Annotated in this window: 1 protein-coding gene (only partly in view); it reads right to left on the bottom strand. The window is 67.2% G+C overall.

Annotation, left to right across the window (positions count from 1 at the left end; translation table 11 throughout):
- Positions 1-13409: the 5' portion of a non-ribosomal peptide synthase/polyketide synthase gene (locus IAE36_RS14190; RefSeq protein ID WP_201213028.1), read on the bottom strand. Its footprint begins 8929 nt before the window's first position; only the first 13409 of its 22338 coding nucleotides appear in the window; it begins with the start codon at positions 13407-13409; its stop codon lies beyond the left edge, outside the window.

Here is a 13409-nt window from a genome sequence, read left to right as displayed (position 1 = left end):
CTGGCAAAGGCCAGCGGTTGGTGTTGCAGCACGGCAGTGATTTCAGCCACCAGCTGCTCGACGGCGGCGTGGTCCAGCAGGATGTGGTGGATCAGCAGGGTTGCCTGCAGCCCCGCGTCGCTTTGCTCGGGCACCAGCCGCAGCAGCGGCGCCTGGTTCAGGTTCAGCCCCTGGTCTGCCTGGGCGCCGCCGTGTGCGGTTTGCAGTGCCGGCACCTCGCGCCATACCACCTGTACCGGCTCTTCCAGCGCGTGCCAGTGAATGCTGGTACGCAACACATCATGCCGGGCGATGACCTGGTCAAGTGCTGCGGCGAAAGCGTCCAGCTCGGCCTGGGTCGGGAAGCTGAAACGGGCCTGCAGCACGTAGGGGTCCACCCCCTCGCTGGCCAGGTGGTGGTACAGAATGCCCTGTTGCAGGGGCGCCAGGCCATAAATGTCCTGAATGTTCGCGACGCCGCCCGGGATCTGCCTGACAAGGCCGTCGATAGCGGCTTGCGAAAGGCTGGCCAGTGGCAGCAGCGCTGGGGTGATGTGAGTGCAGCCCGGTACGATGCGGTTGGCTGGCACCACCACGGCACTCTCGCTGCCCAGCGCAGCTGCCAGGGCCGCCAACGTTGGCTGGCCGAACAGCACCCGGATGTCGGCCTGCAAGCCCCGCTCGCGCAGGCGTGCAGTAAGGGTCACGGCCAGCAGCGAGTGGCCGCCCAGTTCGAAGAAATTGTCGTGACGCCCTACCCGTTCCACGCCCAGCAATTCGCACCAGAGTGCCGCCAGCAGGGTTTCGGTGTCGCCCTCGGGCGCTTCATAAGGGCGATCAGCCACGGCGCCGGGCTCTGGCAGGGCCTTGCGGTCCAGCTTGCCATTGGGGCTCAGTGGCAATGCCTGCAGGTGCATGAACTGCGCCGGCACCATGAATTCCGGCAAGTGCAGCAGCAAGGCACTACGCAGGTCATCGACCGCTTGCGGCTCGCCCGTGTAGTACGCGACCAGGCGCTGATCACGGGCGATGACCACCGCTTCATTCACGCCCTCGAGGCGGGTCAGCCCCGCCTGGATCTCACCTAGTTCGATACGCAGGCCGCGCAGCTTCACCTGGTCGTCGTTGCGGCCCAGGTATTCCAGGTTGCCATCCGGCAAGTGCCGTGCAAGGTCGCCGGTGCGGTACAGGCGTGCACCGGGTTGCGTGCTGAACGGGTCATCGATGAAGCGTTCAGCGGTGAGTTCAGGGCGGTTCAGGTAGCCCCGGGCCACCTGGACACCGCCGATGTACAGCTCCCCGGCGACGCCGTGTGGCACCGGTTGCCGTTGCTCGTCCAGTACGTACAGCGTGGTGTTGGCGATGGGTGTGCCGATTGGAGTGTTGTCCGGCGCTGTCACGCAGCGCCAGGCGCTGACGTCTACCGCTGCTTCGGTCGGGCCGTACAGGTTGTGCAGCTCTACCTGAGGCAGTTGCGCATGGAACCGACGCACCAGGCTGCCCGGCAGCGCTTCACCGCTGCACACCACGCGTTTCAACCCAGGGGCCTGCCAGCCCGCGGCAAGCGCAGACAGGAACACTTCCAGCATCGACGGCACGAAGTGCAGCGTGCTGACGCGATCCTGCTCGATGGCGTGTTGCAGGTACTGCGGATCACGATGCCCGCCCGGGCGAGCCATCACCAGCTTCGCACCCGTTTGCAGTGGCCACAGCAATTCCCACACGGACACGTCGAAGCTGAACGGCGTTTTTTGCAGGACGACGTCCTCAGCGCTCAGGCCGTATGCATCCTGCATCCACAGCAGGCGGTTGACCACGGCGCGGTGTTCGTTCATTACGCCTTTGGGCAAGCCGGTCGAGCCTGAGGTATAGATCACGTAGGCCAGATGCTGCGGCGTGAGCCCTGCAACCTCTGGGTTGGTATCGGGGAGCCCAGGATCCAGGGGGGCGTCAAGGTCAACCCGCACACCCTGCTCAAGCACGTGACGCGTTGCACCCTGTACCAGGATGGCGACGGGCGCACTGTCGCTGACCATATGGCGGATACGTTCTGCTGGATAGTCCGGGTCCACCGGCACATACGCTGCACCCGCCTTCAGGATGCCAAGCAGGCCTACTACCATCGCCAGCCCGCGTTCGACACAGATCACGACCCGGTCATCGGGTTTGACGCCAAGGCTGATCAAATGATGAGCAAGGCGGTTGGCCTGGGCGTTGAGCTGGGCGTAGGTCAGCGTGCCCTCCTCGGCCTGTACCGCGATGGCCTGGGATGTACGTTGCACCTGCGCCTCGATCAAGCCGTGCAGCGTGTGCTCCAAGTCGTAATTCACGGCAGTGTCATTGAAGCCGGTGAGTACCCGGTTGCGCTCATCGGCTTCGAGTACAGGCAGTTGCAGCACCGGCAGGTCTGGCGCCTGCTGCAGTGCCTCAACCAACGCCTCCAGCACCTGGTGCACCTGGCCACAGATGCGCAGTGCGCCTACCTCGGCAGGCGCCGTGGCCACCAGGCGGAAGGCCTGACCCAGGTCATCCACATTGAGGCTCAACGGGTAGTTGGTCCGTTCCTGCCCGTCCAGCACCTCGATGCCTGCCCAGGCCGCCCCGCGGTCGGCGCCCGGCTGGGTACCATGGCGGTAGTTGAGCATGGCGCTGAACAGCGGCAACGGCGCGGCCACAGCGCTGCAACGTTGCGCCAGGGCCAGCGAGGCGTGTTCGTGGGCCAGCAGCCCGCTCAGGCGCTGATGCACATCACGGGCCGCATCGCGCACGCCGTGGCCGGCCAGTTCCACACGCAGCGGCAGCGTGTTGATGAACATCCCAAGGGCACGCTCGGCCCCTTCACCGCTTTGCAGGCGGCCCAGCAGTACGGTGCCGAACACCACCGGTGCCTTGCCACTGGCAGCCGCCAGAACCCTGGCGAACGCCAGGTGGAACAGGCTGGCAACGCTGATACCCAGCAGGCGCGCCTGTTGCCGCAGCCCGCTGGCGAGCGCCTGCGCAAGTGTGAGGCTGGCCTCCTCCAGGTGGCGACCATCGCCTTGCACGTCGCTCAGGCCAAACGGCAGTGTTGGCTCATCGATATCCGCCAGCTGCCCGGTGAAAAACGCTTCGTGCTCGCCCTGGCTGACACCCAGGCGTGCCTGGGCCACGTAGTTCCGGTATGGCACCGAGGCCTTCACCGGTGCTGGCGCGCCGCCCAGGTACGCAGTCAGCTCTTCACCCACCACTTCCAGGGCCGTGTGGTCGAGCACGATATGGTGGAACTGGAGGGTGGCTTGGATCTCGCCATCACGTTCGCCGTACAACAGGCGAATCAACGGCGCCTGGGCGATGTCCAGCAGCGGGGCTTCATTCGCAGCATTCCACGGGTCGCTACAGGCCATGCGCGCCAGGCTGGCCTGGCGCACTACCACCTGCACCGGCTGCGGCAGGCCTTCCCACAAGATGCCGGTACGCAGTACATCATGCCGGGCGATCACCTTGTCCAGGGCGCTGGCAAAGGCATCCAGGCGGGCCAGGCTGGCGAAGCGCAGGCTTGAGTAGAGCACGTATGGGTCGTGCTCTGCGGACAGGTGGTGGTAAAGAATGCCTTCCTGGAGCGGTGCCAGGGGGTAGATGTCCTGAATGTTTGCCACGCCGCCAGGTACCTGGGCAACGATGCGTGCAATGGCTGCAGCGTCCAGGTCGATCAGGCTCAGCATGTCGGGCGTGATGTGGGCGCAATCAGGCGGGATGCGGTTCTCGGGCACCTGCACTTGCTCACTGCGGCTGAGCGTGGCCGCAAGCGCGGCGACGGTCGGCTGGCCGAACAGGGTGCGCACGTCCACCTGCAGGCCTTCCAGACGCAGCCGCGCCGTCAGGCTCACTGCCAGCAGCGAGTGGCCGCCCAGTTCGAAGAAGTTGTCATGCCGGCCTACCTGCGCCACACCCAGCAGCTCGGCCCAGCGTTGTGCCAGCAACGTCTCGGTTGCGCCGACTGGCACCTCGTAGCGTCGCCCCTGCAATGCGACGTCCGGCGCCGGCAGTGCCTGGCGGTCGAGTTTGCCGTTGGGGGTCAATGGCAGCCGCTCGAGCGGGATGTACACGGCTGGCACCATGTGCTCGGGCAGCTGCGCCGCCAGCGCCTGGCGCAGGGTGTCTGCGGGCAGCGCCGTGCCCGTGTACCAGGCCACCAGGCGTGTGCCGTCTACAGCCAGTACCACCGCCTCGCGCACGCCCTGCACCTGCAACAGGCACGCCTCGATTTCGCCCGGCTCGATGCGCAGGCCGCGCAGTTTGATCTGCTGGTCCAGGCGGCCGAGGAACACCAGGTTGCCGTCGGCGTCCAGGCGCGCGAGGTCGCCGCTGCGGTACAGCCCCTCACCGGCCACGAACGGGTTGGCGATGAACCGCTCGGCCTGCTGCTCGGGCAGGCCCAGGTAACCGCGGGTGACCCCGGCTCCACCAATGTGCAGGTGCCCTGCCACGCCAGCGGGCACGGGCTGGTCGTAGGCGTCGAGCACGTAGAGGCGGGTATTGTCGATGGGCTTGCCGATGGGCAAGGCGCCGCTAGGTACTGGCGCATCTGGCTCCAGTGTCCACAGGCTGCAATCCACCGTGGTTTCGGTGGGCCCGTACACGTTATGCAGGCGAACCTGGGGCAGGCATTGCCTTACCTGTGCAGCCAGGGCGGCGGTCAACTCCCCACCGCCGCACAGAATATCGGTGAGCGATGAGCAGTGGCAGCTTTCGGGCTGTTCAACGAACTGCTGGAGCAATGCGGGCACGAACTGCACCGCACTCACCTGCTGGGCCTGGATCAACTGCGCCAGGTAGGCCGGGTCGCGTTCGCCTTCAGGGCGCGCCAGTACCAGGCGCAGGCCACTGCACAGCGGCCAGAACAGCTCCCACACCGAGGCATCGAAGCTGATCGGCGTTTTATGCATGACCACCCGCTCACCCGATACAGGCCACAGGCGACGGCTCCAGTGCACCAGGTTGACCACGTTGCGGTGCTCCACCATGACCCCTTTGGGCACGCCGGTGGAGCCAGAGGTGTAGATCACGTACGCCAGGTGCCGGGCATTCAAGCCGGGGACCTGCGGGGCTGTGGTGGGCAACTGCGCCAGGGACGGGTGGTCCAGGTCGACCACAGGTGCCTGGGCGGCAAGCGGCATCGTCACCGTTGCCCCCTGCACCAGCACGGCCCGCGGTGCACTGTCGCACAGCATGTGGCGCAGGCGCGCAGCTGGATAACCAGGGTCTACCGGCACATAGGCGGCACCTGCCTTGAGAATGCCCAGCAAGCCGACCACCAGGGCCGCGCTACGCTCGACGCAAATGGCCACGCGGTCATCCGGCTGCACACCCAGGGCGAGCAGGTGATGGGCCAGGGTATTCGCCCGCCCGTCGAGCTGGCTGAAGGTGAGCTGCTGGCTACCGTCCACCACGGCGATGGCGTTTGGTGTGCTGCGCACCTGGGCCTCGAACAGGCCATGCAGCGTCTGCTCCAGGTCATGTGGGTACGCGGCGTGGTTGCCGAGCAACGGCGCACGCGCCTGCGCATCCAGCAACGGCAGCTGTTGCACGGGCAGCGAAGGCTGTTGTTCGAGCGCGTCGAGCAGGCCTGCCAGCACCTGCAGCAATTGCTCGCAGACCTGGCCGGCCTGCACCGGCTCACACACCTGTGCGGTAATGCGCAGGCCGTCGCCCAGGTCATCGGCGTTGACACTGATGGGGTAGTGGCCGTGCCCGGCGGCAGCGTGCACAGCCACCCCGGCAAGGGCTTGGTCCCATGCCTGGCGCTCTTCGGCGTTGGCGCCATGGCGGTAGTTGAGCAGCGCGCCAAACAGGGGGGTGGGCGCTGCCACCGCGCTGCAGCGCTGGGCCAGGGCCAAGGGGGCGTGCTCGTGCCTCAGCAGGCCGGCAAGCCGCTGATGGGCAAGCTGCACGCCGGCCTGCACACTCACGCCGTCCAGGTTCAGGCGCAAGGGCAAGGTGTTGATGAACATGCCCAGGGCGCGGCCGGCACCTTCGCCGCCTTGCAGGCGCCCCAGCAGCACGGTGCCAAGCACTACGTCAGCCTTGCCGCTGGTGGCTGCCACCCAGCGCGCCCAGGCCAGGTGCACCAGGCTCGCGGCGCTCACCCCCAGTTGGCGGGCCAACTGGCGCAAGCGCTGGTACTGCTCAGGCAGCAGCGCCGCCTGGGCCAGGTGGAACTCGCTGGCGCCGTTGGGCATGCCGGCCAGCCCGTAAGGCAGGGTAGGCTCGTCGATATCGGCCAACTCGGCGCGGAAGAACGCTTCGTGCTCCGCCTCGCTGATGCCCAGGCGGGCCTGGGCCACGTAGTTGCGGTAGGGCACCGGGGCCTGGGCGGGCCCGGTGCCGTGCAGGTGGTCGCGGATCTCCTGCAAGACCACCTTCATCGCGGTGTGATCGAGCACGATATGGTGGAATTGCAGCATCGCCTCAACGGCCCCCTCACCTGCCTGGTGCAACAGGCGGATCAAGGGCGCTGCCGCCAGGTCGAACGGCAGGCGGCCTGCGTCATCGAGCGAATCGACCTGCACCACGACGCTGCGCGCCTTGCGCAGCACCACCTGCACAGGCTGCGCCAGGCCATCCCACAGCACGGCGGTGCGCAGCACGTCATGGCGGGCGATTACCTGGTCCAGGGCGCCGGCAAAGGCCTGCAACCTTGGCAGGCTGTCGAAGGTGATGCGCCATTGCAGCCGGTAGGGGTCTTCGTCGGCCGCGCTCAGGTGGTGATAGAGGATGCCTTCCTGCAGCGGCGCCAGGGGGTAGATGTCCTGCACGTTGGAAGCACCACCGGGGATCGCGCCGACGATGCGGTCGATACTTGCCTGGTCCAGCTCCAGCAGCGCCAGCATGTGGCCGGTGATGTGGGTGCAGCCTGCAGGGATGCCCGGTTCGGGGATGACCACCTGCCGCGCGCCGCCCAGCTCGGCCGCCAGTGCGGCCACGGTCGGCTGGCCAAACAGCACCCGCACATCGGTAGGCAAACCGGCCTCGCGCAGGCGCTCGATCAGGCTGACGGCCAGCAGCGAGTGGCCGCCCAGTTCGAAGAAGTTGTCGTGCCGCCCTACCCGCTCTACGCCCAGCACCTGGGCCCATACCTGGGCCATGGCTGTTTCGGTTGGCCCAAGCGGTGCCTCATAGCCCTGTTGGGCCAGGTCGCCTGCTTGTGGCTCGGGCAAGGCCGCGCGGTCGAGCTTGCCGTGGCTGGTCAGCGGCAGCGTGCCCAGCCGCATCAGTGCCTGCGGCAGCAGATGGCCCGGCAGGCAAGCCTGCAAGGCCAGGCGCAGGTGCTCCACGGCCACGGGTGCGGTTTCCGTGAACCAGCCCAACAGGCGCTCGCCACGCACCAGCACCACGGCATCCTTGATGCCGGGCTGCGCCTTGAGCGCGGCTTCGATCTCGCCCAGTTCCACGCGCATGCCACGCACTTTCACCTGGTCATCGTTGCGGCCCAGGTAGTCCAGGGTACCGTCGGGGTTCCAGCGCACCAGGTCGCCGGAGCGGTACATGCGCGCCCCTGGCAGGCGGCTGAACGGGTCTGCCAGGAAGCGCTCCTCAGTCAGCTCGGGGCGGTTGAAATAACCACGGGCGACCTGGCTGCCGCCGATGTACAGCTCGCCAGTGACGCCAACCGGTACCGGCTGACGCTGTTCGTCCAGCACGTAGACCCGGGTATTGGCGATGGGCTGGCCGATATGCAGCGCGCCCCCCGGCAACAGGGTGCCCGAGGTGGCCACCACCGTGGTTTCGGTGGGGCCGTAGTTGTTGACCACGGCAAACCCTGGGTCGCGGTCGAAATGGCGCAGGCGGTCACCGCCCACCAGCAGGGTGCGCAAGGTGGCATGCTGGCGTGGCCGGCGCAGCGCGTGTTCGGCTACCGGGGTGGGCAGGAAGCTGACGGTGAGCGGTTGTTCGAGCCACCAGTCCAGCAAGGCCTCGACATGCTCGTTGGCCAGGTAGGCAGGCGGCAGGTGCAGGGTGGCACCTGCACACAGGGCTGGCCACACCTCCCAGGCCATGGCATCGAAACCAAAACCGGCCACGCTGGACGTGCGGGTGCCGACCTGCACGGCAAACGCCTGGCAGTGCCAGTGCACCAAGTTAGCCAAGGCGTGGTGTTCGATCATCACGCCCTTGGGTTGGCCCGTGGAGCCCGAGGTGTAGACCAGGTAAGCCAGTGAGCGCGGTGTCAAGTCGGGCACCTGCGGGTTATCGGCGCGGCTGAAGCAAGTATCGGGGTTGTCCAGGTCCAGCCGCGGCAACTGGGCAGGCAGGCCGCCGATGCCCGACTGGGTGAGCACCAGCACCGGTGCGCTGTCGTCGAGCAGGTAGGCGATACGCGCTGGCGGGTAGGCCGGGTCGACCGGCACATAGGCGGCGCCGGCCTTGAGCACGGCCAGCAGGGCAACGATGCGCTCCACGGTGCGGTTCAGGCACAAGGCGACGCGGTCGCCACAGCGCACACCGTCCGCAATCAGGCGGTGGGCCAGCTGGTTGGCACGCTGGTTGAGCTCGCCATACGTCAGTACCTCATCACCCTGGCACACCGCCGTGGCCTCCGGGGTGGCCACGGCGCGGGCTTCGACCAGACCATGCACGGTCTGATCCTGTGGGTACACCTGCGCGGTGGCATTGAATGCACCCAGCACCTGGCGACGGGCGTCGTCATCGAGGATCGACAAGCCATCGACGCGCGCCAGCGGCTGCTGTTCGAGGGCACGCACCAACTGCTGCACCGCGGTGACCATCCAGTTGGCCACCCGCTGCCCACCAATGCCAGGCACGGCCAGCACGTTGAAGGTGAACCCACTGCCAAGGTCGTTGACGCTGAGGGTAAGCGGGTAGTTGCTGCGCTCCTCACCGCCTAACAGGCGCACGCCCTCCCACAAACCCTCCGACGCCGCGCCAGCGTCGCTGCTGTGCCGGTAGTTGAGCAGCGCACTGAACAAAGGCACCCCTGCCGCCACGCCACTGCAGCGCTGGGCCAGCGCCAGGGGCGCATGTTCGTGGGCCAGCAGCGCCGACAGGTTGCGGTGGGTGGCCAGTACCCCGTTGCTTGCACCCAGCGTGGTGTCGATGCGCAGGGGCAAGGTGTTGATGAACATGCCCAATGCCCGGTCGGCGCCCTCGCCGCCCTGCAGGCGCCCCATCAGCACCGTGCCGAACACCACGTCGCTGCGGTTGGCCAGCACGCCCAGCACCCGTGCCCAGGCCAGGTGCATCAGGCTTGCAGCGCTGACACCCAGGCGCCGGGCCTGGCTGCGCACGTCAACGGCCAAGGCAGCGTCCAGTGCCACTACGGCGTGCTCGATTCCGCCACCGTCGCCCTGCACGTCGGCATACCCCAGCGGCAGGGTCGGCTCGCTCACATCGTTGAGCATGGCGTCGAAGAAGGTTTCATGGGCCTGTTGATCGCCCAGGCAGGCCTGGGCCACGTAGTTGCGGTAAGGCACGGGGGGCGGCAAGGTCTGCCCCTGGCCGAACAACAGCGCCCGCATCTCGTGGGTGACCACGTCCATGGCGGTGTGGTCCAGGGCCAGGTGGTGGAACAGCAGCACCGCGACCACCTGGTGATTGTCTGGGTCCAGGGCGTAATACAAACGGGCCAGGGGCGCCTGGGCCAGGTCCAGGCGGTGGTGGCGCGCGTCGAAGCGGGCATGCAGTTGCTCGATGCGGGCCATGCCGGGCTGGTGGGGCAGGTCCGTCACTTCGCACACGCTCAGCTCAGCCTTGCGCCAGACCACCTGCACCGGCTGCGGCAGCCCTTGGCTGAGCACGGCGGTGCGTAGGATGTCATGGCGGTCGATGACCTGTTGCAGGGCGCCGGCCCAGGCCAGCAGGCGCTCGATGCTGTCGAATGCCAGGCGGGTTTGCAGCAGGTAGGGGTCGCCCTGCTCGGCGCTCAGGTGGTGGTACAGCACACCCTGCTGCAACGGCGCCAGGGGGTAGATTTCCTGCACGTTGCATGCACCACCGGGCACAACGGTGACGATGCGGTCGATGGCCGCCTGGTCTAGCTGGATCAGGCTGAGCATGTCCGGGGTGATGTGGGTGGCCTGCTCGGGTACGCGGTTGGGCGGCACCTGGGCTTCCTGGCTTGCCCCCACCACTGCCGCCAGCGCTGCCACGGTGGGCTGGGCGAACAGCACACGCACGTCTATGGCCATGCCTGCACGGCGCAGGCGTTCGACCAGGGTTACAGCCAGCAGCGAGTGGCCGCCCAGCTCGAAGAAATTGTCATGCCGCCCTACCCGCTCCACGCCCAGCACCTCGGCCCATACCTGAGCCATCGCGACTTCGGTTGGGGTAAGCGGCGCGGTGAAGGCGACACTGGCCAGGCTTGTTGTGTCAGGGTCTGGCAGCGCCCGGCGGTCGAGTTTGCCATGGCTGGTCAGCGGCAGTTCATCCAGGCCGATGAAGGCCTGCGGCACCATGTGCCCAGGCAGGCTGGCCTGCAAGGCGTCGCGTAGCACCGCAGGGTCAAGCGGTTGTGCCTGGGTGTACCAGGCCAGCAGGCGCCCGTCGCGCACCAACACCACAGCCTGGCTCACGCCGGGTTGCGCATTCAAGGTGGCTTCAATTTCGCCCAGCTCCACACGCACGCCACGGATCTTGACCTGGTCGTCATTGCGGCCCACGTAGTCCAGCGTGCCGTCCGCGTTCCAGCGTACCAGGTCGCCCGTGCGGTATAGACGTGCGTTGGCCTGTTCGCTGAACGGGTCGGCCATGAACCGCTCCTGCGTCAGGGCCTGGCGGTTGAAGTAGCCACGCGCTACCTGGGCACCGCCCAGGTACAGCTCGCCCACTACCCCAACGGGCACCGGTTGCAGGCCCGTGTCCAACACGTAGGCACGGGTGTTGGCGATGGGCGTACCCATGTGCAGCGCGCCGCCTGGTTGCACCTGGCCGGAGGTAGCCACCACGGTGACTTCCGTCGGGCCGTAGTTGTTGACCAGGGCAAAGCCTGGGTCGCGGTCGAACTGGCGCAGCCGGTCACCGCCTACCAGCAGGGTGCACAAGGTGGCGTGCTGCTGGTCGCGGCCAAGCGCCTGCTCGGCCACAGGGGTGGGCAGAAAGCTGACGGTAAGGGGTTGCTGCAGCCACCAGTCGAGCAGTTCTTCCACGTGCTCGTTGCCGATGTGCGCCGGTGGCAGGTGCAAGGTGGCGCCGGCACACAGGGCCGGCCAGGCTTCCCAGGCAAAGGCATCGAAGCCGAAACCGGCAACGCTCGAGACATGGGCGCCTGCGCCTACGGCGAATGCGTGGCAATGCCAATGCACCAGGTTGGCCAAGGCCTGATGTTCGATCATCACGCCCTTGGGATGGCCTGTGGAGCCTGAGGTGTACACCAGGTAAGCCAGTTGCTGGGCGTCCAGCCCGGGCACCTGTGGGTTGGCCTCGTTAGCCGCGTAGGTGTCGGCGTGGTCCATGTTCAGGCGCGGCACCTCTGCCGGCAGGCCTGCCAGCGTGGACTCTGCCAGCACCCAGGCCGGCGCGCTGTCTGCCAGCAGGTAGGCGATGCGGTCGGCGGGGTAGCCGGGGTCTACCGGCACGTAGGCAGCGCCGGCCTTGAGCACACCCAGCACGCCGACCAGCCTGTTGCAATTGCGCGGCAGGCACAGGGCGACACGGTCGCCGACGGTTACACCCAACGCCATCAAGCGGTTGGCCAGCTGGTTGGCCTGCTGGTTGAGCTGCGCATAGGTAAGCGCCTGATCGCCCTGGACCACCGCCAGGGCGGCCGGCACCTGGGCTGCGCGGGCCTCGACCAGCGCGTGCACGGTATTGCCCTGGGGATACACGCTGACCGTGTCGTTGAACCGGCGCAACACCTGCTCACGCTCGCCATGCGGCAGTACCGGCAGGCACTGCAGTTGTGCATCTGGCGCCTGCTCCACGGCGTCCACCAGGCTGGTCAGTACCTGCTGGAATTGCCCGCACAGGCGGTGCGCGCCCCACTCAGGCAGGCTCTGCACGGTCAGGCGCAGGTCTTCACCCAGGTCATCCACGCTAACGGTCAGCGGGTAGTCGGTACGTTCCTCAGCGCCGACGATGTCGATGCCTGGCGCTACGGGGATGATCTCGTCAGCATCACCGGCGTCGCTGTGGCGGTAGTTGAGCATGCTGTTGAACAGCGGCGCCGGTGCGGCCACGCCGCTGCAACGCTGGGCCAGTGCCAGCGAGGCCTGTTCATGGGCCAGCAGGCCGCACAGACGCTTATGGGTAGCCAGCAGCCCGTCGCGCACGCCCAGTGCCCCCAGGTCGATGCGCAATGGCAGGGTATTGATGAACATGCCCAGCGCTTGCTCGCCGCCCTCGCCGGTGGTCATGCGCCCGAGCAGGACGCTGCCGAACACCACGGCCTGGCGGCCAGACAACTGGCCGACCAGCCGGGCAAAGCCCAGGTGCAGCACGCTGGCAGGGCTGACACCCAGCTGCCGGGCCTGGCTGCGCAGGCGTTGCGCCAGGGTGGCTGGCAGGGTCAGGCGCGCCTGCTGCAGAGGCTGATCGGTTCTGGCCTGCACGCCGAATGCAAGGGTGGGCTCGTCGATATCACCCAGCATGGCTTCGAAGAACCCGGCATGGGCCTGCTCATCCAGCGCCTGGCGCGAAGCCGCCAGCACGTTGCGAAATGGCATGGGCGGCGCTAGCTGGGCCTCGGCCCCTGCCAGGTGGGCCTGGATTTCCCGGCGTACGATGTCCAGCGCGGTGTGGTCCATGATCACGTGATGGAACATCAGCAGGCCGATCCATTGGTCACCTTCACCCTGGGCATGGGCCAGTTGCATCAATGGCGCCTGCCGCAGGTCGAGGCGATAACGGCGTGGGTTGAAGCGCTCGCAAAGGCTTGCCAGGGCATCCGGCCCCTTCAACGGCAACGCCTCGCGCACCAGCGCGGCTTCGCGCCATACCACCTGGACGGGCGCGTCCAGGTATTCCCAGTGCAGCGCAGTGCGCAGTATGTCGTGGCGCTGGATGACCCACTGCAGGGCGTGGGCGAATGCGTCCAGGTGGGCCTTGCTGGCAAAGCGCAGTTGCACCTGTGACAGGTAGGGGTCGCCATCAGTGGCAGACAGGTAGTGGTACAGCATGCCCTGCTGCAGGGGAGCCAGCGGGTAGATGTCCTGCACATTGGCAGCACCGCCCGGCACACTGTCGACGATGCGGTCGATGGCCGATTGCTCCAGCGTGACCAGCGGCAGCATGTCGGGGGTGATGCGCAAGGCCGGGCTGAGCCAGTCGTCATCCTGTGACGCAAGCATCTCCAGCAACGCCGGCTTGTGCCGCGACAGCGCCTCCCACAGCTGGTCGTCCAGGGTTTCGTCGTCGCCCAGGACGATCAGGTCCTGGTCTTCACGCTGGAGTCGGATTGCACGGGTGGAAAGAGCAGCCATCAGTTCGCTGAAGTGCAT

Origin of the sequence: Pseudomonas sp. S36, assembly GCF_016647875.1 — a bacterium.
GTDB lineage: Bacteria > Pseudomonadota > Gammaproteobacteria > Pseudomonadales > Pseudomonadaceae > Aquipseudomonas > Aquipseudomonas parafulva.
The sequence above is the reverse complement of the archived record's forward strand: the minus strand, read 5'-3'. Positions and strand labels throughout refer to the sequence as shown.